The organism is Thermostichus sp. MS-CIW-41 (genome assembly GCF_054058915.1).
In genome coordinates this window covers 18,389-41,206 of the sequence record NZ_JBSSBO010000027.1, presented here as the reverse complement: position 1 = coordinate 41,206, position 22,818 = coordinate 18,389, and the positions used below count along the sequence as shown (strand labels likewise).

The window sequence follows — 22,818 nt, the reverse complement described above, 5'->3', positions numbered from 1 at the left end:
AACAGAAAGATCAACTGGTAGTAATCCGTACTGAACATATTATACATTATTTTCAGTATAGTTGAGCTTATTATTGACTAGAGTCATGCTCTTTCCTCTCTGCTCCCTTGAAGATTAAAGAACTGAAGTTCAGTATAAAGCCAACTCAGAGACGGCTCCAAATGCCAAGGCGCTCCTGCTGGGCTTTTTCTTGTAGGCCACCATAGTAGCTGTCGTACTTGATGTTGTGGCTGTAGGGGATGATGCGGGCCAGGCCATTGCGCACCAACATGGCGTTCATCTGATGGCCTTCTAACCAGACATAGGCCTCCACCAAGCCCGTAGCATCTACGTTGCGCAGCAACTTATCCCCTTCCAGCTTGACGGTGCGGTAGAGGATGCGCTCCCGCATCAGTTCAATGGCTTGCTGGTAATAGGGGTTTTCTTCCGGGCTGAGACCCTCGATCCCGGCCAACCGGATTAGGCGCATCTTCTGTTCCCCTTCGATTTGCACCACTAGGGTGTCGCCGTTGACCACCCGCACCACAACCGCATCTGGGTAGCGATCGAAGCGGTGGTTGTCGAAGTAGAACAGGGTATCGGGAACGACCCGGGGCTCTCCAAACCCGTGGCTGGGAAGGACGGGTATGGCCAGAAGCAATCCCAATGCAGCAGAGCCGAGAGCAATACGCTGGAACATGACCTTAATTCCCCACTTTGGACGCAGCCCCCTCTTCTTTTCCCGCCGGGGAGTTTCCGGTGGCAACGCTCAAAGTGTAATGGTAGCGGCAACTCTCCAGAAAACAATCCCACCGCAGATTTGAATTGGCCAGCAGTAGATCCGCCGTTGGTTGGGTTGCCCAAGGCTCCCAGGCGACTGAGCCATTCCTGCTCGCTTTTCTTCAGTTCCCCGGCTCTCCCCGCAATTGCTGGGCAAATTTGTCGGCGAACTTGTCGCTGTCGAAGCGAGCCTGCGCGTTTTGAATGGCTTGGTGAATGCGCCGCTCGGTCGCGTCCGTGGTGCGGAGCACTTTGCACCCATCTCGGGTGTGGGTATTTGGGGTATAGCCGGGCTGAGGGTAAAAGCTTGGAAGCCCTTCTCTACTCTAAGCCTTGAATCACGTTTTTCTTTCTGCTTCTCCCAAGGCGGCTCCGGCGGTCGTTGCCAAGGTATTAAAAGTTCCACGGCTCCTGCTCTCTTTGGGAGACATTCTGAACTCAAAAAGAGGCTCTGGGGTGGTTATTTGTAGAACCCAAGCTACTACGCGGGTACAGCGGGGCAAGTTTCCGGAGAGGTTATCAAGCGCTACACAGAGGCTCAGAAGACAGAGCAAGGGGGCGATTGAGTCCCTTTGGTCACACTCAAGGCTCATATCCATGCTGGCTTACAAGCTGAGGCAGTTTTGAGGGACGCTCTGTAGCTGCTGTCAACCTGCCGTGAACCTAGGACCGCTGAGATAAACGATGATAAAAACAGCAGCTGCTGTTAACCCTCCGGAGTTCGAAGCCTAGGGATCCCCTCCATGACTTCCCAGATTCAGCCCTGCACACGCGAACAGATCTTGAATGGAATGGGCATCACCACCCTGTTTTCGGCTCTCATTGTGGGTCTCTGGATCTGGCTGGGATCCTCCTTTCCCGTGCCGTTTCGCTGGGATCCCCTAGCCTTGGCGTGGGGGGCAGGGCTGGGACTGGGGGTGGCTCTGCTCAGCGGCGGGGTTTACCGGCTCTGGCCAGCCTGTCGTCGGGCAGCCACTGCCTACTTACACTGGGTGGCGGATCCCTTGCAGTGGGGAGATATCCTTTGGGTGGGCCTGCTGCCGGGCTGGAGCGAGGAATGGCTGTTTCGCGGTGTGCTGCTGTCAGCTCTGGTGGCCAGCCCCTTAGGGTGGACAGGCGGGATCCTGCTGAGCGGCCTCTTGTTTGGCGCCTTGCATTGGCTGGGATGGCAGGGCTGGCCCTATGCCGTCTGGGCCAGCGGGGTTGGTATCCTCATGGGGATTGGCTTGTGGCTGTCGGGAAACCTGTTGGTCACCATTGTCGCCCACACCCTTGTCAACTGGATTGGGGTTTGTGCCTGGAAATGCTTTTTCTCTCAAGCGGAGCCCTAAAGGATGCAGTTTTCCTGCTCCCCTCTTCCCTTATGGGAAAGGGGTTGCCTGTAAGCAGCGCAGAACCTTGGGCAAGTGCCGCAAATTGAGCTTAACTTACTTGTCGATGCCTTCCTGTCAATGCCCCACCGAGATCTCCTACAACTAGTTTGGGGATCCTTCCCATGGCTGCGCGTGGGGCGATCTTTGCTGCTCGTCGGGCTGGTGGTGTACGGCTACCTGCTCTGGCTGGGCTGGTTTCAATCGGAGCGAATGATCTTTTTGCCTCGTCCCGCCAGCTATCGAGATGGGGACGCCATTCTCAAGCTCACGACCTCTGATGGGCTGCAGATTTCAGCGGTATATCTGCCCAATCCGGCTGCTGCTTATACCCTCCTCTATAGCCATGGCAACGCTGAAGACTTGGGGGATATCCTGCCCCGCTTGGTGCACCTGCAGCAGGCTGGGTTTGCCGTCTTGGCCTACGACTACCGCGGTTACGGCACCAGCGAAGGGATCCCTTCCGAGGCCGGCGCTTACAAAGACATCGAGGCCGCTTACGCTCACCTGGTTGCCCAAGGGATCCCGCCGGAGCAGATTTTGGTTTATGGGCGCTCGGTGGGGGGTGGGCCATCGGTTTATTTGGCAGCCCAAAAGCCGGTGGGGGGCGTGATCCTGGAATCCACCTTCGTCACAGCCTTTCGCGTCTTAACCCGCATCCCGCTGCTGCCCTTCGATCGCTTCGATAACCTCAGCCGCATGGCCAAGATCAATTGCCCGCTGCTAATTTTGCACGGTACCCAGGATCGTCTAATCCCCTTCTGGCATGCTGAAGCCCTTTACCAAGCAGCACGGGATCCCAAACGCTTGGTGCCCATCGAGGGAGCCGATCACAACAACTTGCTGCAGGTGGCCAGAGAGCGCTATGTCACCATCCTGCACCAATTCGTAGCCGAGCTGGTGGATCCCAAGCTGCAGGCAGGCTGAGCAGCAACTGCCAATGTTCCCTTCCTTGCGTAACTGGGAGGTCGCGAGCGGGAATAGGAATGGTGGCGTTAACTGGCCTTTAAGCTTTTTGAGCCAGCAATTCTTGCAACAGATTCTGCGCCGTCTCCATAAAGCGCATCACATCGGGCTGATGGCTCCAGATGGGGTCATTTTCAGGAAAAACCTCCAGCGAGAACATACCCTGCACTGTCTGGAGGTAGGGCAGCAGGACGGCATAGCTGGCCTGGCTGAGACCAGACCTCAGAACCTTATCCAAGAGCTTGAGCATCTGCCGTACCAGCTCCCAGCTCACTTTCAAAGGGGGGTAGAGCATCACACAGAGGGGAAACAGCTCCTGCTGGATAGCCGCCATGCTGCCTTCTAGGGCACAGAGGCCCAAGTACACCTGAAACATCTCCACATCGCGGATGCTGGAAATCCGCACGTTCAGATCTGTCAAGGGACCGCTTTCGCAGTGATAGTCCGGAAAACGTTGGGCTACCTCGGCACAAATGGACTCTGCCACGCTGGTAACCAGGGGCAAGAGCTCTTGAATAGCAGCCAAAGGCGCAGAAAAGTGATCGCCTGCCTGGGCGGCAGCGGCCTCGTACATCCTCTGCAAAGGCATGTACAGGTGGTCATCCATGACCTTCAAGTAGGGGTGGAAGAGACCCCGCTCCTGGGGCAGCAGAGCCTGCAGGACCATTTGCCCCGTGTAGTGAAATTGCATGCTTAAAAAGCCAAGTACCCGCGGATCCGGCTTGCTGTAGCGAGCCCGCAGCTGGCCACAAGATGGCGCGATCTTTACCGAAAAGCGGGCTGGTGAGAGGCCCTCCCCACAACTTGCTGCTGCCTTTTCAAATAACTCCTGGGAATCCTCGGCAATTTGCCAGGGATCAATCAAGTCCGGATCCAGCCGCTGCCTCGGTATTTCAGCAGCCAAGAGCCGCTCCGTCTTCGCCCAGGCCTGGGAGCTGGCAAAGCGCAAAGATCCCTTCACCTTGTCAGCTAGAGGGGCGCCTGGCAGCTCGCCCAAGGCAGCCTGTGCCCGTAGCTTGTCTACATATTTTTGCGCCCACAGGGTGGCCAAGCTGCAAGGTGTAACGGTTTCTGCGTCTTGCCTCAATTCTTCCATGGCCTACCTTACGTCAGAGGATCTAGTTTTACCTAGCATACTTCTAGGGGGCTACCGCTGCAGCAAAGAACTTAAGGAACGTTAAGATCCGCGCAGCAATTGTTTACGTTCTGCCTGGGCGCAAGGCGTCAGCGAAGAGGAGGAGCACTCCCTCCTGCCAGCAAGAATCTTAAAATCACCTGCAATCCGCTCGGAAAAGTGGAGTTATGTGGCAAGATCGGGAGGGATCGGATCGAAGGATTCGGATCCCTGTCTCACCGGATTGAACCCTTTTACGGAGGATCAAGAGCGTATGTCTCTCCGACTTGGCGATACTGCTCCCAATTTCACGCAAAAGTCTACCCACGGCGAAATTGACTTCTACTCTTGGGCTGGAGATAGCTGGGTGGTGCTGTTCTCTCACCCCGCCGATTACACGCCGGTCTGCACCACAGAGCTGGGCACTGTTGCGAAGCTGATGCCCGAATTTGAAAAGCGGGGTGTGAAGGTGATCGCCCTCAGTGTGGACGATGTGGACTCCCACGTCGGCTGGGTAAAAGACATCGAGGAAACCCAGAACGCCACTTTGACCTATCCCATTTTGGCAGATGCAGACCGCAAGGTCTCTCAGCTCTACGGCATGTTGGATCAAACCAACCTCAATCAAGAAGGGCTGCCCCTGACGGTGCGCTCGGTGTTCGTTATTGATCCCAATAAGAAGATCCGCCTCATTCTCACCTACCCGGCCAGCACGGGCCGCAACTTCGACGAGCTCCTACGGGTGATCGATGCCCTACAGCTGACGGATAAGTACAATGTCGTCACCCCTGCCGACTGGAAAGACGGTGACGATGTCATCATTCCGCCTTCGCTGAAAGATCCGGAAGTGCTGAAAGAGAAGTTCCCAAAAGGCTACAAGGAAATTAAGCCCTATTTGCGGGTCACCCCTCAGCCCAACAAGTAGAAGTCTCAGCAATCGAACCTACTTTCGGCTGATCCCTTCTCTGCCGAAGCTGCGCTCCCCTCGATTTGGATCCCCGACCAGGGGATCCTTTTTTATTTCAAGCCAGATTGAGACACTTTCCCTTTAGGAGAGGGGAGTTAGGGATCCCTCATTTTGCAGTTGGGGAAAGTTTATTCTTCAAAGTTTATTCTTCGGGGAAAGAAGCCGCCTCTGCTGCTTTTTTGGCCAGCTCATCTACCGTGAAGTAGCGATGAAACTTATCGGTCACCCGCAACCAGGGGGAACGGCTGCCTTCTTTGCGATAGCGGGTCACAAAGCCTTTTTCCACCAACTCTGCCACGTGCTGATAAGCACCTTGACCGCGCAACTCCACCAAATCGGCTTGCGAGAGCGGGCCACGCAGAATGATTGTAGCCAGGGTACGGGTAGCACCCACCCCAATTTCAGGGGGTAAAAGCTGGTTGGCCAGCTCCAAAAACGGCTCCCGCAACTGCAGGGCAAACCCTTCCCCCACCTGTAGGACTTCCAGGGCAGAATCGCGATGGGCATAGTCTTCCATTAATTCCAGCAGCGCATCGTAGGCTTCGTCGCGACTGCAATGGGCCAACTGGGCCAGGGCGGATAGCTCCAGGGGCTGCCCTTTTAAGTAGAGGATCGCTTCGATCTGATTTTTCAGGGCCAAGACACGCTCCCTCTGACCTTGCCTTTCCGCCAACAAGGGATGCGAAATCGACTTAAGAGAACGCGGGGCCATTGCAACAAGGGATCCGCTCAACTTGCTCCGTAGCATAGCAGCAGTTCTAGGCTGAGGGATCCCTTGGCCAAGCGGGCCGGATCCATCCTCGCCTTCGAGCTAGAACCCTACCCCTGATGCCACCACCATCACCACCACCGCTGCAAAGATAATCAAAGCGTAAAACTGGGCCTTGCCGCTCTCCAGGTATTTCATCGCCTCGCCGCTCACCATGGTCACCAAGCCCGTCAGGTTGACCACACCATCCACAATGCGGCTGTCCACCTCCAGCGCCTCCCGTGCCACGAAGCGGGTGCCCTGCACAAAGACTCGCTCATAGAGGTCGTCGATGTACCACTTGTTGAGGGAGAAGTAGTAGAGCGGCTGCAGGCTTTGGGGGAAGGTGCCCGGGTCGATGCGCTTTTGCCAGTAGATCAAGCTGGCCAAAGTGATGCCGATCAGCCCAATGCCCACGGAACTACCCGCCATGATTAGAAACTCTGCCCAATCGAAATGGCCCGCCAGCACCTCCTGCCACTCTGCTGCCACCAGCGGCAAAATCGAGCCTGCCTCTGCCACAGACTCAGTCGGTGGGTGGATGAAAGCTTCAAAGAAGTTGGCAAAAGGGGTACCCACCAGGCCAATCAGCACAGAAGGGACGGCCAGAGCCAACAGCGGGAAGGTCATCGACCAAGGGGACTCATGGGGCTCTGAGGCATGGGCATCTCCGTCGTGCAGGTTTTCGTGGGCTTCAGGATGGCTGCTGGGCTGGGGTTTTTCTTGAATGTTCATGGCTCCAGGGCCAAAGGCCGGTTGTTTCCCCGCAAAAACGTAGGCAAAAGCTGGCACAGGACGGCCCTGGCTGATGGCCACCTCCTGCCGCAGTCTCAGGTTGGTGCCGCGAAACTCCCCTTCAAAGGTGAGGAAATAGATGCGAAACATGTAGAAGGCAGTGATGCCGGCGGTGAGGAAGCCCACCCCCCACAGAGCTGGGTTCCGTTCGAAAACAGCGCCCAAGATCTCGTCTTTAGACCAAAAGCCGGCGAAGGGCGGGATCCCACAAATGGCCAACGTGCCGATCAAAAACGTGATGGCCGTAACCGGCATGTATTTGCGCAACCCCCCCATCAGGCGCATGTCTTGGGCCAAAACCGGGTCATGGCCGACCACCGCTTCCATGCCGTGGATAACTGAGCCAGAGCACAAAAAGAGCATCGCCTTAAAGTAGGCGTGGGTCATCAGGTGAAACAGGCCCGCCCCATAGGCGCCGCACCCCATGGCCATGACCATGTAGCCCAGCTGGGAAATGGTGGAGTAGGCCAAGCCTTTTTTGATGTCGTTTTGGGTGATGGCAATGGTGGCCCCCAAGAAGGCTGTGCCCGCCCCCGTCCAGGCGATGATGTCCATGGCCACCGGGATCCCTTCCAGCACCGGGAACATGCGGGCCAAGAGGAATACCCCAGCCGCCACCATCGTCGCCGCGTGGATGAGAGCCGAGATAGGCGTGGGACCTTCCATAGCATCCGGCAACCACACATGCAGCGGGAACTGAGCCGACTTGGCCACCGGCCCCAAGAACACCAACACCGCAAACAGGGCAATCAAGCTGCTGCTCACTGCCCCGCTAGCCAGCATCTCCTGCAGATTGCGCCCGATCTCATCAAACGCGAAGGTACCGGAAATCCAGTAAAAGCCCAAAATGCCCAACAGCAGGCCGAAATCTCCCACCCGGTTGACCACAAACGCCTTTTGCGCTGCTTCTGCCGCCGCCTGCCGGTCGTGCCAAAAGCCGATGAGCAGGTAGGAGCACATCCCCACCAGCTCCCAGAAGATATAGATCTGCACCAGGTTGGGGCTGACCACCAAGCCCAGCATCGAGGAGCTAAATAAGCTCAGGTAGGCGTAGAAACGCACATAGCCGGGATCGTGGGCCATGTAGCCGTCGGAGTAGATTTGCACCAAAAAGGCCACCGTGGTCACCACCACCAGCATCATGGCGCTCAGGTGATCCACGACAAAGCCCATATCCACCGAGAAGGATCCCGCCTGGGCCCAGGTGAGGGTTCTGAGGACGGCTTCGTGCCCCTGCACCTGGCTGACCAAAAGGGCAAAGGCATGAACCATCGCCGTCCCGGTCGCGAACACGCTCAAAAAGGCAGCCAGAGAGCGGTTGGCCCTTGTCCAGGCGTTGAACATCAGGATACCTAAGCCGAGGAGAAAGGCTGCCACCAAAGGATAGACGGGGATCAACCAGGCGTACGTGTAGATGAATTCCATGGGAAATGCTTCTGAATGCGTCCTCTCACAGCAACGAACCTGCTCTGCTAGCCCTGCAATTGGCCGGTGGGAGTGTCTGGTGGGCTGGCATTTGCTCAACTGCTTCTGCCATTGTAAACTTTTGCGACAGAGTGCGGATCCGGATCCCGAGCATCAAGTCCATCACAGCAGAGGCTTTTCCCAGAGATCAATCGGGATCCCCGCAGTTGAATCTGTAGATATCCTAAAGAATCGGCTCTGAGCCCAAGCTGACGGTCGCAGGCCAAAAGATGACAGGGATCCCTTGCGAGCGCTACAACGAAGGCTAGATCTACTGGCGGTCTGGAGAAACTACCCATGAGCTTGAACCTGGTGACCCTGGTGGGGCGAGCCGGCATGGATCCGGAGGTGCGCTACTTTGAGTCGGGCAGGGTGGTCTGTACTTTTAGCTTGGCGGTCAACCGATTCCGCAAAGGGGAAGACAAGCCTGATTGGTTCAGCCTAGAGTTGTGGGGCCGCACTGCCGAGGTGGCGGGAGAGTATGTGCGCAAAGGCAGTCTTATCGGAGTAACGGGCAGCCTGAAGTTTGATCGCTGGAAAGACAAATCCACCGGAGAAGAGCGCCAGAGACCCATCATCGCTGTAGATCGCCTAGAACTGCTGGGATCCCGTCAAGACCGCGACGCCAACCTGCCCCCCGAAGAGCCGTTTTGACTTGTCTGGCCGGAGCCGGGCAACCTCAAGGTTTGGCTCTGCCCAAGCATCGCCTGCATTCCTGCACCACCTCTGTCAAATCCTGGCTGCACCAGGGATAGTCCAAGGGGGGTCGGCGGATCACCCACAAAGGGATCCCCAGGGTTTTGGCCACTGCCTGTTTGATCCCCAGCCCGCCTGCTTCCCCAGAGGCTTTGCTGATCACCACCTGAGGGCTGAGCTGTTGCCAAAGCTGTAGTTCCTGCTCCAAGCTGAGGGGCAAGCGCATCCCGATCACCCGCTCGGCAGGGATCCCGGCTTGCACCGCTTGGGGAACCGATTCCGGCAGCACCCGTGCCCACAGTTGGCAGCGATCTTGCCAAGGTACAAACAGGGGCAGGGCCTTCACTCCCACCGTCAGCAGCACCCGCCGCCCCGCCAGCACCGCCTCTGTGAGCACCCCCTGCCAGTCCGGCACCACCTGGACCCAGGGATCCAGCTCTACAGGAGGGCGTTCGTAGCGCAGGTAGGGGATCCCCAGTTGAGCCGTCACCTGGATGGCCAGTTGCGAGATTTGCTGGGCAAAAGGATGAGAGGCATCCACCACTACGCGGATCCGGCGTTCTTGCAGGAATTCTTCCAGAGATGGCGGCGAAAATCGGGTGACCACCACCTGACCGGGCAAATCCTGATACAGCCTTCTGGCCCCTTCGGTGGTGACGGTTGCCACCCAAGGGATCCCCTGCCGGCTGAGGGCGTCGGCCAAGCTGCGGCTCTCGCTAGTGCCCCCGATCAAAGCCACTTCAACTGGACTACCAACTGAGCTCATGGTGTGTTGCCAAACTTTGACGCCCGTAGATACGATCAAGATCACCGGCTGGAGGCAATTGCTCATGATCGAGATGCATGTGGCTGGGATTGCGGTCGATGCCGTCAACCAAAACCCCATTGTCATCCTGCGCGATGGCAGTGAGCGTCGTGCCCTGCCCATTTGGGTGGGAAAAGCAGAGGCCAACGCCATTTTGCAGGCCCTGGACGACCAAAAGCCACTGCGCCCCATGACCCATGATCTCATCCTCAATTCCTGGAAGACGTGGGGGATCAAGCTGGAGCGAGTCATCATTCACGCGTTGCTGGATAACACCTTCTACGCGGTGCTCGTTACCGTGAATGGTGACAAAAAACAAGAGATCGACTGCCGCCCCAGCGACGCCATTGCCCTCGCTCTGCGGGCCCATGTTCCCATCTGGACGGTGGAAGAGGTCATTGCGGAAGCCTCGATCCCCATGAACCAGGATGCCGACGAGGCGGAGCGGGAGGCCTTTCGCAAGTTTGTAGAAAATGTAACCCCCAGAGACTTTATCCGCAGCTACCCCATGACCGACCATCCCACCGAAGCCGACAGTTAAGCAGCTAAGGCGGATCCCACCCCCAGGGATCCCGGCAGACAGGCCATGCCCCAGGTTGCCAGGTTAACGGTCTATCCCATCAAGTCCCTGGATGGGATCCCTCTGTCTGAGGTGAGGCTGACGGCAGGGGGGACTTTGGAGGTGGATCGGCGCTACGCCCTGGTGGATGCGGAGGGAAAGCGGGTGAACGGCAAGCGCCATGCTGCGGTCCACCGCCTGCGGGCCCGGTTTGATCCCCAGTTGGGCCAGGTGCAGTTGTGGGGGGAGGGCAAGACGGCCCAGTTTGACCTGCAGCAGCAGCGGGATGCTTTGCAGACTTGGCTCAGCGATTGGTTCGGTTTTCCGGTGCAACTGCTGGAAGAGCCTCTCAGGGGGTTTCCGGATGATCCCTATGCCAACGGCCCCACCCTGATCAGCACAGCCACTCTCGAGACAGTGGCCGGTTGGTTCCCCGGCCTCACCCCCGAAGAGATGCGGCAACGCTTTCGCATGAATATCGAGCTGTCGGAATGTCTGCCCTTTTGGGAGGATCGGCTCTTTGCCCAGGCAGATCAAGGGGTGCGCTTTCGCATCGGGGAAGTGGAGCTGCTGGGCCTTAACCCCTGCGCCCGCTGTGTGGTGCCCACCCGGGATCCCCTGAGCGGAGATGCCCATCCCGGTTTTCAAAAGCACTTCGTAGCGCAACGGCAGAAAACCTTGCCACCCTGGGCCGAAGCCAGCCGCTTTGACCATTTCTATCGCCTTGGGATCAATACGTGGATCCCGAGAACGGAGGCGGGCAAGCACCTGAGGGTTGGGGATCCCGTCGAAATCCTCGGGGTTGAACCCCTCAGCCTTTACCCTGAGCTGAATCGAACCCCAGGTTAGTTTCCGACCTACAATCAAGCTAGAGCAGCTCTTTTGGCTTGACCAAGCTATGCAAACCCTGGATCGGCCCAACGCCCCCCCCCAGCAGCCCTACCCAGAACCGGTCTATCCCCGTCGCCCCACCCGTACGGTGGCCGTAGCTGATGTGTTGATCGGCAGCCAGCACCCGGTGGTGGTACAGTCCATGATTAACGAGGACACCCTCGACGTCGACGCGGCAGTAGCCGGGATCCGCCGTCTGCACGAGGCGGGCTCAGAGATTGTGCGGGTTACCGTTCCCAGCATGGCCCATGCCAAGGCGATGGAGGCGATTCGGGAGAAGCTGATCCAAACCTACAAGCCCGTGCCTTTGGTAGCCGATGTCCATCACAACGGCATCAAGATCGCCCTGGAGGTGGCCAAATACGTGGACAAGGTGCGCATCAATCCGGGGTTGTTCATCTTTGAAAAACCTCAGCCCGGTCGCACAGAATATACCCAGGCGGAATTAGAGGCCATTCGTAACAAAATCCGGGAAACCTTCACCCCCCTTGTCCAGACCCTCAAAGCCCAGAACAAAGCCCTGCGCATTGGGGTCAATCATGGATCCCTGGCAGAGCGGATGCTCTTCACCTACGGGGATACGCCTGAGGGCATGGTGGAGTCGGCCCTGGAATTTGCCCAAATCTGCGCCGAGCAAGACTTTCACAATGTGGTGCTTTCCTTCAAGGCCTCCCGCCCGCAGGTCATGTTGGCGGCCTACCGGCTGGCAGCCCGTCGCTTCGATGCCCTGGGCCTGAATTACCCCTTCCACTTAGGTGTCACCGAGGCGGGCGATGGAGAATATGGGCGCATCAAGTCGGCGGTGGGGATCGGAACCCTCTTGGCTGAAGGGATCGGCGACACGATTCGGGTTTCTCTCACGGAAGCGCCAGAGAAGGAGATCCCGGTGGCCTACGGCATTTTGCAAGCTCTGAACCTGCGCAAAACCATGGTGGAGTATGTGGCCTGCCCTTCCTGTGGCCGCACCCTCTTCAATTTGGAGGAGGTGCTGCAGAAGGTGCGTGCTGCAACTCAGCATCTGGTGGGGTTGGACATTGCCGTGATGGGCTGCATTGTCAATGGGCCGGGAGAGATGGCCGACGCCGACTACGGCTACGTGGGCAAGACGCCGGGGGTGATCTCCCTCTACCGTGGCAAAGAGGAAGTGAAAAGGGTGCCGGAATCGGAAGGTGTCCAGGCGCTGATCGATCTGATCAAAGCCGATGGGCGCTGGGTGGATCCCCCTTCTTCCCATTAATTCTGCTTCCCCCTCAAGAGGCGACCTGCCCAGCCATCCTGCCGCGCTCTTGCTTCGCTCAGAAACTGGCTAGTGGCGTTTGCCACGCAGGGCTTTGGCGCGGTTGTTCACCTGCCTTACAAACAGAGGCAGCAGGTGCGCCTGGATATATTCAAACGCTGCTTGTAGACCTTCTTTTTCGTAAATCAGGCCGATTTCCGCCTCAACCTGCGTGGGATCCCTGAAGGCCGACAAAAATTGATTGGAGGTCAGCCAAGTGAAGAGTTCTGCGCGATTCAGGTCACAACTGGGCGGGGAAGGCACTTGCCAGTCTTGAGGTGGCCCAAGCAGCCACTGCCGGGCAAACAAGCTCAACACCGCATCCCCCAGCCAAGCCTTGTCGCGACGGGATCCCTCGTCCAACTGGGCCACCTGCTGTCTGATGGTCTGGCCGGCTGGGGAGAGATGGGATCCTGTCGGCATGGAAGTGGCAAGTGCGCAAGGACTGGCAGCAGACAAGCCCGGCGGCAAAGCGCCCCTGCCTCATTTTAAGATAGGGTCTGGCCCGTTGCAGATGGAGTGTGGCATTGTGAGGATCCTTGGAGCATGTTGTTGGAGCTAACCCCAGAAGAATGCGAATCGGTGATTCCGGTGGTGCCAACGCGCCTTCAGTATGCGGCTTACTGGAGCGATGCCCTCAAGAGCACGGGCCGCATCATCACGGCCATTTTGGTGGGTGTGGCGTTGCTGGTTCTCTCTCGCGCTTTCGACGAGGGATCCTTTCTGGGGGCAATCGCCTTCCTGGTCGGGATTCTCTCGTTGCTCTATCCCTTCCTGTGGGGGCCGCTCTATACCATCTCCCGCCGTCAGCTAGCCTTTCGCGAGATTCCCTATGGGGGATTGTTTTTTGGGCGGGTGTTGCGCACTCGCCGCTACGAGGTGGTGGTGGAAGAGCGAGAAAAGCTGGATGAAGATGGCAACTTCTACATTGAAGAGGTGCGGGAGCGCCAGTTTGAGATGGAAATCGGCGATGAGACCGGAGTCGTCTATCGTGTGCGGGCCAAGGACGATCCCCGCTACAGGCGAATTGTCAAAAAGCAATCGGTGCTCGGGTTGGTGAAAGCCTATTCCCGCGATTTGCAGCGCCGGCCCACCTTGAGCGAGGTCTATGTGGTCAAGCTGGGGGAGTGGGTGGGAGATGTCTCCTATCTGGATCGGGAGGCTTTTTTGGATATGGCAGATGAGCTGTTGGAGCTACAAGCCCAAGGACAAGCTTGATCCCCTGGATCCCTGGTGTTGTCTGGGATGGAGGGGAAGGGATCCCTGCCTTTTTATTCTGAAACCTAAACGGCTGCCTATCCGGGAGCGCCGCTTTTAATACTGGGTTAGCCGCATTATTGTACTGGCCAGGGGTAGGGTTGGGTAGTTTACTGTGGACTGGCGGGAGCTTTAAACTGAGGGCTGTAAGCTAAAAACAACTGCCATGGGCGATCCTCTCACCCCCCAAGTTAGCGAGCGCATCTGCAAGCACATGAACGAAGATCATGCCGATGCAATAGCCCTCTACGCCAGGGTCTTTGGCCAGGTGGAAGGAGTTACCCAAGCCTGCATGCAGGCCATTGACCCGGAAGGGATGGACTTGCGGGTGCAGGTCGACGGGGCCGTACAAACGCTGCGGATCCGCTTCGACCACCCCCTGCGGGACTCCGAGGACGCCCATCAAACCTTAATTGCCATGGTGAAGCAGGCCCGTGCCCAAGTTAAGCAAGCTATGAAGTAATGGAGACGGGATTAGCTGACCTGTTGCAGGAGCCGATCCAACTGGCCTCGGGACTCAAGGGCATAAAGATCGTCGCAGCCGCCGATGTGCTGGTTGTTGATGAAAATCTGCGGCACCGAACGGCGGCCGTTGGCCCGCTTGGCCATTTCCGCCCGTGCTGCCTCGTCTCCATCGATGGCGTACTCGATATACTTCACGCCTTTGCGATCCAGCAGTTGCTTAGCCCGGATGCAAAAGGGACAAAAACGCCAGGTGTAAATCTCAACAGTCATAAGAAAACAACAAACGCTTTTACATAGCTTAACATTTTCACGGAGCCGGGATCCCTTTCCTTGCAAACCTGGGGTTTTCTGCCTCCCATGGTCTAGTTGGCTTCTTTCCAATTGTGGCCAATTTGGATATCCACCACCAGCGGTATGGAGAGGGGCACTGCTCCTTCCATTTCCCTTTGGATCAGCGGTTTTAGGGCCTGCCATTCCGAGGGATCCACCTCAAACACCAGCTCATCATGCACTTGCAGGAGCAAGCGGGAACGAAAGTTCTGCAGCTTTTGCCGCAGGCGCACCATTGCTACTTTGATGATGTCCGAGGCGGATCCCTGAATGGGAGCATTCACAGCCGCCCGCAATTCCGCTTGTTTGCGATGGCCTGTCAGACGAGACAAATTGGGAAAATAGCGACGGCGACCCAAGATCGTTTCTACATAGCCATGCTTTTCCACAAAGGCTTCAGTGGAGCGCAGATAGGCAAAAATGCCGGCGTAGCGCTCGTTAAATCGCTGTAAAAATTGCTTGGCTTCCGACAAAGAAACCCCCGCAGTGCGGGCAAAGCGCTGCGCTCCCATGCCATAGATCACCCCATAGTTGATCGTTTTGGCCAGGCGGCGTTCTTCGCTGGTTATTTCTTGTTTTTCCAGGAGCAGGCGGGCGGTTAGGGTGTGCACATCTTCTCCTGAGCGAAAGCCTTCCAGCAAGGCAGGTTCTTGGCTGAGATGGGCCAAAATGCGCAGCTCAATTTGAGAGTAATCTGCTGCCGCCAATAGCCATCCCTCTTGGGGAATAAAAGCTTGTCGAATCCGGCGACTGAACTCGGTGCGAATGGGAATATTTTGCAAGTTGGGGTTTGAGGAGCTGAGCCTGCCGGTGGCAGTAACGGTTTGGTTAAAGTCGGTGTGGACTCTGCCGGTATCGCTTCTTACCAGGGCAGGCAGAGCATCCACATAGGTCGATTTCAGCTTGGCCAAGGTGCGGTATTGCACGATGGTTTCGATGAGAGGATGATCCCCCTCTAGCTTTTCTAAAACTGAGGCATCAGTGGAATAGCCAGTAGCCGTTTTGCGGGTTTTGCGAATGTCCAATTTCAGCTTTTCAAAGAGCAGGGATCCCAGTTGCTTGGGAGAATTGAGGTTAAAGGTTTCTCCAGCCTGGGCATAAGCTTTCTGCTCCAAACTTTGCAGCTCTTGTTCCAGCTCTTGGGAAAATTGCCTCAGAAACTCGGTATCAACGCGAATGCCGATCCACTCCATCTCTTCCAAAACTTGGGCCAAGGGCAGCTCGACTTGAATAAAAAGATCCCACAGGCGTGGATCGGTTTTCTGCAGCTTTTCGGTGAGGATTGGCACCAGACGATAGGCACAATAGGCGTCGGTTCCACAGTATTCTGCAACTTTGGAAATCGGGATATCGGCAATGGACTGTTCCTTGCCCAGCAACTTTTTGTAGCTGGTGGTTGGCAAACCCAAATGGGTAGCTGCCAAATCGGCCAAGTTGTGGCTGGCTTCTGGATCCAAAACGTAGCTGGCCAACATGGGATCAAACTGGATCCCTTGCAGGCGGATCCCGTGGGCGCGGAAAATGCTCAGGTCGTACTTACAGTTTTGTAGGCTTTTGGGTCGGTTGGGATCTTCCCAAAGGGGTTGCAGGCTTTGTTTCACCAGCTCCCAATCCAGGTTGGATCCCTGGCGGTGGCCGATGGGCAAGTAGGCGATATCTCCCTCTGACCAACAACAGCCGATCCCCACCAATTGGGCATCCCGTGGATCTAGACTGGTGGTTTCAGTATCCCAAGCTACAATCCCTGGGCAGGCCAGCAGCTCTTGCCGCAAAAGCTCCAGTTGCTCCGGCGTATCGATGATGCGCACCGCCGGCAGAGAAGGGACGGGATCGAGGGCAAAATCAAACCACAGGGCTTCGTCAGGAGCGTTTGCGGGATCCCCGGTGGGATTAAAAGCGCCAACCACCTCTGCCTCGGTTGGGATCCCCCCCAAAGCCGTTTGTATTTTGCGCACTTGGGCGATGAAGCTGTGAAACTCCAATTTTTCCAGCAGCGGCAGCAATTCTGCTTGATCGAAGCCGGTTAATTTCATGCCCTCCCAGTCGGGAGAAAGAGGAACGTCGCATTTGATCCGAGCCATAAATTGCGAGTGCTGGGCCGCCGGGATCCCTTCTTTGAGGTATTGCTGGACTTTTCCTTGGATCTCGTCCAGGTGGTCGAAAATTTCATCCAAACTGCCGTAGCGCTCCAGCAGCTCCACAGCTCGCTTGGGGCCGATCCCTTTCACCCCGGGAATGTTGTCAGAAGGGTCACCACAGAGGGCCTTATAATCCACCACCTGCCAAGGCCAGATGCCCAATTTTTCTTTCACTTGTTCGGGGCCAAACTCGCTGATGCGATCTTTGCTGTTGAGGTGCAAAACCCGAACTCTTCCATCGGTATCGATCAACTGGAACAGATCTTGATCGCCACTTAAGATCTGCACCCGGTAATCTTGGGGGGCTAGCCTACTGAGGGTGCCCAAAATGTCATCGGCTTCAAAACCAGGCACCACCAAAATCGGGATGCGTAGTGCCGTCAACACCTGCTTCAGGTTCTCCACATCTTCGATAAACTCCGGTGGCGTTTCCGGGCGGCCTGATTTGTAGGTTTCGTCGGCCTCGTGGCGAAAAGTGGGCTGCCGTGTATCAAAGGCAACGGCTACATGGGTAGGGGTGTATTTGTCCAAGACTTCTAACAGCGATTTCAAAAAGCCAAAGCTGACGCTGGTGGGGATCCCAGTGGAAGTGCGCAACCCCCCCTCGCGGCTGTAGGCAAAGGCGTAGAAGGAGCGATAGGCCAGAGAGTGACCATCCACCAGCAGCAGTGTTGGAGTTCTCAAAGCCATTAGCCGATACCTTGAGGGTGAATCCAGCCTATCGAATCTGGGTTGGGGGCAGAGAAGGATCCCACATCCATCATCGGCCTCAAGAACTCAGCAAGAGCGCCCGGCGGTCAACAGGACGGGATTCCAATTCCAACTTCTGTGACCCGGCTACGGCAAGATCCAAAAAGCCATCGATAGGCCCGCCACCCCTGTCTGTTTTGTTAGCTACAATGCTCATGCCCATTTTTTCAATTTATTGGCTTGATCGGCAACACCTCAATTTGCCAACCCAACTGATCACCCAAAGCATTGGCTTCTGGTTTTGGACAACATACAGCTCACCACAATGCTCTTCTCTTCTCGGCAAATCCTGCCCCCATCCCTCTACCCACCCCTGCACTGGGGCCTCAAGACTCTCTTTCCCGACGGCCTGTGGGAGCTGCCGGCAGATCCCCATACCCAGCGGGTGGCCCTGACGTTTGACGATGGCCCTCACCCCGAGTACACTCCGGCTCTGCTGCAGGTTTTGATGGATTTTCAGGTGTCGGCCACGTTTTTTGTGTTGGGAGAACGGGTGCAGCGCTGGCCCCACCTAGCCCGTCAGATCCGCCAACAAGGCCACCGCATTGGCCTTCACGGCTGGCAGCATCGCCCTTTTACCGAGCTTGCCCCTGGAGAGCTTTATCAGAGCCTGAAGCGCAGCCAAACCACCCTCGTGGCTGCCTGTGGCGGGATCCCTGACGATTGTCCGGTGATGTGGAGCGTGGTGCCTGAGGATTGGCTGATCCCACCGGTATCGGTGGTAGTGGAGCGGGTGCTGGCCCAGGTGCGGCCTGGCTCCTTAATCGTGCTGCACGATGGGGTACAAGGAGGAGCCCAAGTGGTTGAGGTGACGCGGCAGTTGATCCCAACTTTGAAGAAGCGGGGATTTGAATTTGTCCACTTGCCGGATCCCTGGGATCTTTCCAGTCAGGGAGAAAGTTAAATACAGTAGAGGCACGCACAAGCAGGAGGGTCAGGCCATGGGCGCACGCAAGATTATCTACGGCATTTTTGGGCAACGGGCCGGCAGCGTCATCGTCGGAACTTGGAACTGGCTGTGGGGGATCCCGGTGGAGAAAGGCGGCACAGGGGCGGTGATGGTGGCGGAAGAATCCCTACGCACGATGCAGGAGACGGTTCAGCGTCTCACGGAAGCCGTTGCCACCCAAGTAGCCGCCTATCAGCGGGCTGAGCAGAAGTACATGCAAAAGGTGCGGGAGTACCAGGCCCTGGAGAACAAAGCTCGCCTGGCCGCCCAACGGGGCGATCAAGAGGCTGCCCGCCTGGCTATGTCCCAAGCGCTGCAAATTGAGGCCATTCTCGGCCCCCTTAAGGAGAACGTGGAAACTGCCGAGCGCTACGTCAACGCCGCCAAGCAAAAGCTGGCCCGCGAGAAAGAACGACTGGCCGCTTACAAGAGCGAGCTGAGCAACCTCAAAGACATCAACGAGGTGAACCAAGCTCTGGAGCAGATGACCCGCGTCAACAACTCCTACAACATCGACTCGGCCAAGTCCCAATTTGAGGCGGCAAAGAATGCTATCCAGGCTCGCCAGCTCAAATCCCGAGCCATGAGCGAACTCTCGGAAGATCGCAGCGAGCAGATTGCTGCCCAACTGGATGAAATGGCCATGGACGACGAAATCTCCCGCCGCTTGGCAATGCTCACCGGCCAAGGAGGTGCCCAGGCCAACTTGCCGATGCCGGATTTGGATTTCGAGAAGCGGCTCCCTCAATAGCGGCAGTTGCTTCCAAGCTTGGGGATCCCTCGCTTTTCAACCCACGTCGGCAACCCCGCTGCTAAGTTGCAGGGGGAGTTTTCCGTTGGGAATTGACGGTCAACGGGCTAGAGGGAGTGCGCTCGTACTAGGATGATAAAGGAACAATAGGCAACCCATCTGAGGAGAGGATCCCAGCAATGTCAGCAGCACGAGGCGGGCATTCTGCCCGATCAGGCCTGTGGCCCACTTACGCAACCAGCCCGTGGCTGTCTAGAGCGCTGTTGCTGCTCTGTGTCTGCCTCAGCTTGGTGGTCGGTGCCTGTTCCGCAGGCTCTAACCTACGGGCCTACAGGGATCCCAGCGGAGCCTTTGCTTTTGCTTACCCCAACGGCATGGTGGCGGTCAATCTTGGGCCGGGGAAAGGGCCGGTGGTACTCCTGCGCGACCTGGTGTACGAGACCGAGAACGTCAGCCTGATGATCGCCCCGTTTGACAAGGGGGAGACGATTGCCGATTTGGGCAGCCCGGCTGAGGTGGGGCAGTTGGTGGCGGAGAAGATCATTGCTCCTGAGGGATCCGGTCGCTCGGCCAAGCTGTTGGCTGCCGAAGCCTTTGAGCGGCAGGAGCACCCCTATTACCTGCTGGAATACCAAACCGATATGGGATCCCAGCTTCGCCACGAGGTGGTGACGGTGACCGTTCGGCACCATCGCCTCTATACGCTGACGGCCTCTACCCAGGAATCCCGCTGGCCTCAGGTGCAAGCTGCCTTTAGGAACGTGGGCCGATCTCTGAATGTTTCCTAAAGCTTTTCCTGAGAGGATTTTCTCAAGGGATTGAACCGGGTTGACGGACTTGGGTAGGTTAAGGTTGAGCCCTTTAGGGCTGAGTTATGGTCATTTTAGGTTGGGGGCGAGACGCCTGGGCTACTGAGAAAAGCCTTGTGGTTCTGGGGATTATTGCTCCGCAACGCTGACGCGAAGACGCGACCAACGTTTTGGGTGTGGGTGCAGTGTCCTAGCTTGAATCGAAATGACCCTACCTACTGGTTCCAGCCGGGCCATCTGGTGTTAAAACGTAAAACGGTAGTGTTTTGAACCTGCGGAGATGGGATCCCACCCTCTTGGGCCTGCTCTATGACCGTGTACGTGGTTCAGATCAGCGACCTGCATCTGTTTGCCAAGCCCCATCACCGGCTGCTGGGGGTGGACACGGAAGCCTCTTTCCTGCAGGTGCAAAAGGCCATTGCCGCTCTGGATCCCTTGCCCGATCTGCTGCTGCTTACCGGAGATCTCTCTCAAGATGGCAGTGCGGCATCTTACGCCCGTTTGAGAGCCCATTTGCAGGCTCTCCCCATCGATACTTACTGGTTGGCGGGCAACCACGATCGCCTGCACACCATGAACCAAGAGCTTCATGCCGAGCGGCTATTTGGGGACAAGAGCTTCAGCCGGGAAAATTGGAGCTTTATTTTGTTGAACTCCCTCGTGCCCGGCAAAGATAGCGGCTACCTGACGGAGCGCACGCTGCTGTGGCTGAGACAGGAATTGCAGCGGAGCAAAGCCGCCCAACACCATGTTTTGTTGGCCCTGCACCATCCCCCTTTTTCGGTGGATTCTGCCTGGCTGGATCAAAGCGCCCTGCAGCAGCCGGAGCGGTTGTTTGGGGTTCTGGACGAGTTCGACCACATCCGCCTCGTTGTATTCGGCCATATTCACCAAGACCTGCACCGCCGGCGGGAGGGGGTTGATTACCTGGCTTGTCCCTCAACCTGTGTGCAATTTCGTCCCAAGAGCCCCCAGTTTGGCCTGGAGGTAATTCCCCCTGCCCTGAGGCAGATATGGTTGGAGCGAGATGGCAGCTTCAAAACTCAGGTTCAACGGGTGGGAGCTGCTCTGCAACGGCCCAACCTGGCCCTGAAGGGATATTAGCTCTCCCCCTCTTGAACCTCTGTGGGGGGTAGCCCGATGGCCTGCCCCAAACAGACGCTGGCCCCCAGCAAGGCCAACCACCCCGGCAGCAGCGACAGGAAGGCCACTGCAGCCACCAGGGTATTGTTTCCCCCTTGCAAAAGGCTGTAGAGCAGCATTGGCAGCGTGAGAACCCGCCCACCGCCGACAAAGAAGGTGAGCAAAAATTCGTTCCAAGAGATCAAAAAGGCAAATACCGCCCCAATGGCTGCCCCAGGGGCAATGAGGGGCAACGTCACCTGCCACCACACTTGCCAGGGATCCGCCCCCAAACAGCGGGCCTGCGCCTCGTAGCCGCGGTCGAAACGGGCGAACACACTGCCCATCACCAGAGCCATGTAGGGAATGGTGGGGATCAGATGCACCAGCACCACCCCCAGCAGGGCACCGTCTAGCCGCAGGCGAATCAGCACCCCTTGGATCCCCATCAGCACAGCCAGAGGAGAGGTGATGACGGGCAACAGCAACAGCAGGCGCAGCCAGGCGGGCACAGGATGGGTGCCCAAAACTCGTCCCGCCGGGATCCCCACCCCCAGGGCCAGCAGGGTGGTGAACAGGGCAATTTGCAAGCTCTGGCCGAAGGCTGCCCGGAACTGGGATCCCCAGCTCAGCAGTTGCTGCCAACCGGCTATGCTCCATGCCCGGGGCAGGGCATCGGGAAAATACCAGGCCCGCGTGAAGGCCCAAAGGGCCAGCACCCCAAAGGGCAAAGCCCAAAGGAGGGCCACTCCGGCCACCCCAAGGCGGAGCAGGGATCCCCCAATCCATCTGCGTCCTTTCACGGCTTTCTCCAAGGACTCCGTCCCGCTGAGCCAAACGGCAGCTGCAGAAAGGATACTCTGGCTGCAAACAGCCCTCCGATTAGGCTGACCACCGCTGCCGAGACAGCCAGCAGGATGATCCCCAGCGCCACCGCCTGCTGCCGCTGCTCCAGGTTGATGTGGGTGAAGCGCTGATAGATCAGAACGGGCAAGGTGCGCGGGTAGGTGGGCCCCAAGAGCAAGGGAACCTCAAAAGCGCTGAAGACGAAACCGAAGATGAGGATCCCGGTGGCCAGCAGCCCCGGCCTCAGCAAGGGCAGCGTTACATACCAAAACGTCTGGGCGGCAGAAGCCCCCAGCAGCCGGGCCTGTTGCTCCAGCTCGGATCCCATCCCGCGCAGCAGCGTCAGCGCCACCAGAGCGGCAAACGGGATCTCCTTCCAAAGCCAATAGAGCAACACCCCCACATAGCCGCGGTCGTTCACCCACAAGGGAAAATCCTGATCCGAGGCAATCCAGCCCAGTTGGAAGGCCAGCCGCGCCAGCCAACCGCTGGGTCCCAGCAGCAGCAGCATCCCCGCCACCCCCACCAAATGAGGAATCGGCAGCGTCAACTGGCCAAGCCAGATGGCCCACCCCCCCAGCCCCCGCAACAGCAGCGCCAGCCCCAGCCCCAAAACCAGCGCCAGCCCCGTTGCCAACAGAGCGATTCTGAGGCTGAGCAACAGGGATCCCCCGACTTCCGCATCCCGCAGCAGCTCCCCATACCCCTGCAGGGTAAACCCCCTCTCGCCCAGGCCGTAGAGGCCCACACTCTGGGCCAGAGCCAGCAGCAGCCCCCCGCCGTAGAGCAGGCCCACCAACCCCAACGCCGGCAAAAGCGGCCCATACTGCCGGATCCCCTTAAGCCCCACCGGCCCAGATCCCCGTCCATTTAAGCTATTCATTGAGCCAGTCCCAAGAGCTGCCTCACGAGAGAATTCAAGATGGGAGCGGATCCCTCCTTAAGAGAGGAAAGAGCAGTGGGTAGTGAGAAGGAAGTATGCTCACGCCTC

At 57.6% G+C, this 22,818-nt stretch carries 24 protein-coding genes; 13 read left to right on the top strand and 11 right to left on the bottom strand.

Translation table 11 applies throughout. The features are described from left to right. Positions 1-145: 145 nt before the first annotated feature. Together ACVWXE_RS09210 and ACVWXE_RS09205 are read right to left on the bottom strand one after the other, a co-directional pair. Positions 146-679, bottom strand: a complete 534-nt coding sequence (locus ACVWXE_RS09210) for a thermonuclease family protein (protein ID WP_457388565.1) — start codon at positions 677-679, stop codon at positions 146-148. 202 nt (positions 680-881) lie between these two features. Next, positions 882-1,010: a hypothetical protein gene (locus ACVWXE_RS09205; RefSeq protein WP_414328685.1), complete on the bottom strand. Its 129-nt coding sequence runs from the start codon at positions 1,008-1,010 to the stop codon at positions 882-884. 492 nt (positions 1,011-1,502) lie between these two features. On the opposite strand from ACVWXE_RS09205, the gene ACVWXE_RS09200 reads away from it, so the two are divergent. Continuing rightward, the gene (locus ACVWXE_RS09200) at positions 1,503-2,090 is read left to right on the top strand and encodes a CPBP family intramembrane glutamic endopeptidase (RefSeq protein ID WP_457490142.1); all 588 of its coding nucleotides are present in this window, start codon (positions 1,503-1,505) and stop codon (positions 2,088-2,090) included. Between the two features lie 120 nt (positions 2,091-2,210). Next, a complete protein-coding gene (locus tag ACVWXE_RS09195) occupies positions 2,211-3,056 on the top strand; it encodes an alpha/beta hydrolase (protein ID WP_457490141.1) in 846 nt (281 codons plus the stop codon). A 79-nt stretch (positions 3,057-3,135) separates the two neighbouring features. On the opposite strand, the gene ACVWXE_RS09190 is transcribed toward ACVWXE_RS09195, so the two are convergent. Continuing rightward, positions 3,136-4,191 (bottom strand): hypothetical protein, encoded by a 1,056-nt coding sequence (locus ACVWXE_RS09190; protein ID WP_457388561.1) that lies wholly within the window; start codon positions 4,189-4,191, stop codon positions 3,136-3,138. Positions 4,192-4,483: 292 nt separating this feature from the next. Here ACVWXE_RS09190 and ACVWXE_RS09185 point away from each other — a divergent pair, with 292 nt between their 5' ends. Continuing rightward, positions 4,484-5,134, top strand: a complete 651-nt coding sequence (locus ACVWXE_RS09185) for a peroxiredoxin (RefSeq protein ID WP_414399269.1) — start codon at positions 4,484-4,486, stop codon at positions 5,132-5,134. Positions 5,135-5,318: 184 nt separating this feature from the next. On the opposite strand, the gene scpB is transcribed toward ACVWXE_RS09185, so the two are convergent. Both scpB and ACVWXE_RS09175 read right to left on the bottom strand, forming a co-directional pair. Continuing rightward, complete coding sequence (gene scpB, locus ACVWXE_RS09180; RefSeq protein WP_414399267.1) at positions 5,319-5,816, bottom strand: SMC-Scp complex subunit ScpB; 498 nt, start codon at positions 5,814-5,816, stop codon at positions 5,319-5,321. A gap of 171 nt (positions 5,817-5,987) precedes the next feature. Beyond that, positions 5,988-8,144 carry an NAD(P)H-quinone oxidoreductase subunit 5 gene (locus ACVWXE_RS09175; protein WP_457490140.1) on the bottom strand — a complete coding sequence of 719 codons (2,157 nt, stop codon included), beginning with the start codon at positions 8,142-8,144 and terminating at the stop codon, positions 5,988-5,990. A gap of 336 nt (positions 8,145-8,480) precedes the next feature. Here ACVWXE_RS09175 and ACVWXE_RS09170 point away from each other — a divergent pair, with 336 nt between their 5' ends. Beyond that, positions 8,481-8,837, top strand: coding sequence for a single-stranded DNA-binding protein (locus ACVWXE_RS09170; protein ID WP_414374366.1), 357 nt, complete (start codon positions 8,481-8,483; stop codon positions 8,835-8,837). 25 nt (positions 8,838-8,862) lie between these two features. On the opposite strand, the gene ACVWXE_RS09165 is transcribed toward ACVWXE_RS09170, so the two are convergent. After that, positions 8,863-9,711: a cobalt-precorrin-6A reductase gene (locus tag ACVWXE_RS09165; RefSeq protein WP_457490139.1), complete on the bottom strand. Its 849-nt coding sequence runs from the start codon at positions 9,709-9,711 to the stop codon at positions 8,863-8,865. On the opposite strand from ACVWXE_RS09165, the gene ACVWXE_RS09160 reads away from it, so the two are divergent. From ACVWXE_RS09160 to ispG, 3 genes are read left to right on the top strand one after another with little or no spacing between them, the layout of a single operon-like run. Next, complete coding sequence (locus ACVWXE_RS09160; RefSeq protein WP_011431791.1) at positions 9,710-10,225, top strand: bifunctional nuclease family protein; 516 nt, start codon at positions 9,710-9,712, stop codon at positions 10,223-10,225. The genes ACVWXE_RS09165 and ACVWXE_RS09160 overlap by 2 nt on opposite strands. Before the next feature lie 45 nt (positions 10,226-10,270). Further along, a complete protein-coding gene (locus ACVWXE_RS09155) occupies positions 10,271-11,092 on the top strand; it encodes an MOSC domain-containing protein (protein ID WP_457490138.1) in 822 nt (273 codons plus the stop codon). Positions 11,093-11,141: 49 nt separating this feature from the next. After that, a complete protein-coding gene (gene ispG, locus ACVWXE_RS09150) occupies positions 11,142-12,371 on the top strand; it encodes a (E)-4-hydroxy-3-methylbut-2-enyl-diphosphate synthase (protein WP_457490137.1) in 1,230 nt (409 codons plus the stop codon). 69 nt (positions 12,372-12,440) lie between these two features. Here the strand turns inward: ispG and ACVWXE_RS09145 are convergent, their stop codons facing one another. Continuing rightward, positions 12,441-12,833: a hypothetical protein gene (locus ACVWXE_RS09145; RefSeq protein WP_457490136.1), complete on the bottom strand. Its 393-nt coding sequence runs from the start codon at positions 12,831-12,833 to the stop codon at positions 12,441-12,443. Between the two features lie 123 nt (positions 12,834-12,956). On the opposite strand from ACVWXE_RS09145, the gene ACVWXE_RS09140 reads away from it, so the two are divergent. Together ACVWXE_RS09140 and ACVWXE_RS09135 are read left to right on the top strand one after the other, a co-directional pair. Then, a complete protein-coding gene (locus ACVWXE_RS09140) occupies positions 12,957-13,628 on the top strand; it encodes a hypothetical protein (RefSeq protein ID WP_457490135.1) in 672 nt (223 codons plus the stop codon). A 205-nt stretch (positions 13,629-13,833) separates the two neighbouring features. Then, positions 13,834-14,130 (top strand): DUF2470 domain-containing protein, encoded by a 297-nt coding sequence (locus ACVWXE_RS09135; RefSeq protein ID WP_457490134.1) that lies wholly within the window; start codon positions 13,834-13,836, stop codon positions 14,128-14,130. Positions 14,131-14,141: 11 nt separating this feature from the next. Here ACVWXE_RS09135 and grxC read toward each other — a convergent pair whose 3' ends face one another. Beyond that, entirely contained in the window at positions 14,142-14,402 is a 261-nt protein-coding gene (grxC, locus tag ACVWXE_RS09130; RefSeq protein ID WP_414381646.1) for a glutaredoxin 3, read from the bottom strand. Positions 14,403-14,494: 92 nt separating this feature from the next. Beyond that, complete coding sequence (gene polA, locus ACVWXE_RS09125) at positions 14,495-17,290, bottom strand: DNA polymerase I (protein ID WP_457490133.1); 2,796 nt, start codon at positions 17,288-17,290, stop codon at positions 14,495-14,497. A gap of 325 nt (positions 17,291-17,615) precedes the next feature. Here polA and ACVWXE_RS09120 point away from each other — a divergent pair, with 325 nt between their 5' ends. From ACVWXE_RS09120 to cpdA, 4 genes are all read left to right on the top strand, one after another. After that, positions 17,616-18,254, top strand: a complete 639-nt coding sequence (locus tag ACVWXE_RS09120) for a polysaccharide deacetylase family protein (protein WP_457490132.1) — start codon at positions 17,616-17,618, stop codon at positions 18,252-18,254. A gap of 37 nt (positions 18,255-18,291) precedes the next feature. Continuing rightward, positions 18,292-19,050 (top strand): PspA/IM30 family protein, encoded by a 759-nt coding sequence (locus ACVWXE_RS09115; RefSeq protein WP_011431800.1) that lies wholly within the window; start codon positions 18,292-18,294, stop codon positions 19,048-19,050. 263 nt (positions 19,051-19,313) lie between these two features. Further along, a complete protein-coding gene (psbP, locus tag ACVWXE_RS09110) occupies positions 19,314-19,838 on the top strand; it encodes a photosystem II reaction center PsbP (protein ID WP_011431801.1) in 525 nt (174 codons plus the stop codon). A 330-nt stretch (positions 19,839-20,168) separates the two neighbouring features. Then, the gene (cpdA, locus tag ACVWXE_RS09105; RefSeq protein WP_011431802.1) at positions 20,169-20,963 is read left to right on the top strand and encodes a 3',5'-cyclic-AMP phosphodiesterase; all 795 of its coding nucleotides are present in this window, start codon (positions 20,169-20,171) and stop codon (positions 20,961-20,963) included. Here the strand turns inward: cpdA and ACVWXE_RS09100 are convergent. Beyond that, positions 20,960-21,784, bottom strand: coding sequence for an ABC transporter permease (locus ACVWXE_RS09100; RefSeq protein WP_414424115.1), 825 nt, complete (start codon positions 21,782-21,784; stop codon positions 20,960-20,962). The two genes, cpdA and ACVWXE_RS09100, sit on opposite strands and share 4 nt — an antisense overlap. Then, a complete protein-coding gene (locus ACVWXE_RS09095; protein WP_457490131.1) occupies positions 21,781-22,710 on the bottom strand; it encodes an ABC transporter permease in 930 nt (309 codons plus the stop codon). Before ACVWXE_RS09095 ends, ACVWXE_RS09100 begins: the two co-directional genes overlap by 4 nt. Positions 22,711-22,818 lie beyond the last annotated feature (108 nt).

What these genes read in the sequence shown, in the direction of transcription:
- ACVWXE_RS09165 (WP_457490139.1), bottom strand. Translation starts at nt 9,711, where the DNA reads ATGAGCAATTGCCTCCAGCCGGTGATCTTGATCGTATCTACGGGCGTC.
- ACVWXE_RS09160 (WP_011431791.1), top strand. Translation starts at nt 9,710, where the DNA reads ATGATCGAGATGCATGTGGCTGGGATTGCGGTCGATGCCGTCAACCAA.
- cpdA (WP_011431802.1), top strand. Translation starts at nt 20,169, where the DNA reads ATGACCGTGTACGTGGTTCAGATCAGCGACCTGCATCTGTTTGCCAAG.
- ACVWXE_RS09190 (WP_457388561.1), bottom strand. Translation starts at nt 4,191, where the DNA reads ATGGAAGAATTGAGGCAAGACGCAGAAACCGTTACACCTTGCAGCTTG.
- ACVWXE_RS09115 (WP_011431800.1), top strand. Translation starts at nt 18,292, where the DNA reads ATGGGCGCACGCAAGATTATCTACGGCATTTTTGGGCAACGGGCCGGC.
- ACVWXE_RS09210 (WP_457388565.1), bottom strand. Translation starts at nt 679, where the DNA reads ATGTTCCAGCGTATTGCTCTCGGCTCTGCTGCATTGGGATTGCTTCTG.
- ACVWXE_RS09170 (WP_414374366.1), top strand. Translation starts at nt 8,481, where the DNA reads ATGAGCTTGAACCTGGTGACCCTGGTGGGGCGAGCCGGCATGGATCCG.
- ACVWXE_RS09195 (WP_457490141.1), top strand. Translation starts at nt 2,211, where the DNA reads ATGCCCCACCGAGATCTCCTACAACTAGTTTGGGGATCCTTCCCATGG.
- ispG (WP_457490137.1), top strand. Translation starts at nt 11,142, where the DNA reads ATGCAAACCCTGGATCGGCCCAACGCCCCCCCCCAGCAGCCCTACCCA.
- ACVWXE_RS09140 (WP_457490135.1), top strand. Translation starts at nt 12,957, where the DNA reads ATGTTGTTGGAGCTAACCCCAGAAGAATGCGAATCGGTGATTCCGGTG.
- ACVWXE_RS09095 (WP_457490131.1), bottom strand. Translation starts at nt 22,710, where the DNA reads ATGAATAGCTTAAATGGACGGGGATCTGGGCCGGTGGGGCTTAAGGGG.
- polA (WP_457490133.1), bottom strand. Translation starts at nt 17,290, where the DNA reads ATGGCTTTGAGAACTCCAACACTGCTGCTGGTGGATGGTCACTCTCTG.
- ACVWXE_RS09175 (WP_457490140.1), bottom strand. Translation starts at nt 8,144, where the DNA reads ATGGAATTCATCTACACGTACGCCTGGTTGATCCCCGTCTATCCTTTG.
- ACVWXE_RS09120 (WP_457490132.1), top strand. Translation starts at nt 17,616, where the DNA reads ATGCTCTTCTCTTCTCGGCAAATCCTGCCCCCATCCCTCTACCCACCC.
- ACVWXE_RS09185 (WP_414399269.1), top strand. Translation starts at nt 4,484, where the DNA reads ATGTCTCTCCGACTTGGCGATACTGCTCCCAATTTCACGCAAAAGTCT.
- ACVWXE_RS09145 (WP_457490136.1), bottom strand. Translation starts at nt 12,833, where the DNA reads ATGCCGACAGGATCCCATCTCTCCCCAGCCGGCCAGACCATCAGACAG.
- ACVWXE_RS09135 (WP_457490134.1), top strand. Translation starts at nt 13,834, where the DNA reads ATGGGCGATCCTCTCACCCCCCAAGTTAGCGAGCGCATCTGCAAGCAC.
- ACVWXE_RS09155 (WP_457490138.1), top strand. Translation starts at nt 10,271, where the DNA reads ATGCCCCAGGTTGCCAGGTTAACGGTCTATCCCATCAAGTCCCTGGAT.
- grxC (WP_414381646.1), bottom strand. Translation starts at nt 14,402, where the DNA reads ATGACTGTTGAGATTTACACCTGGCGTTTTTGTCCCTTTTGCATCCGG.
- ACVWXE_RS09200 (WP_457490142.1), top strand. Translation starts at nt 1,503, where the DNA reads ATGACTTCCCAGATTCAGCCCTGCACACGCGAACAGATCTTGAATGGA.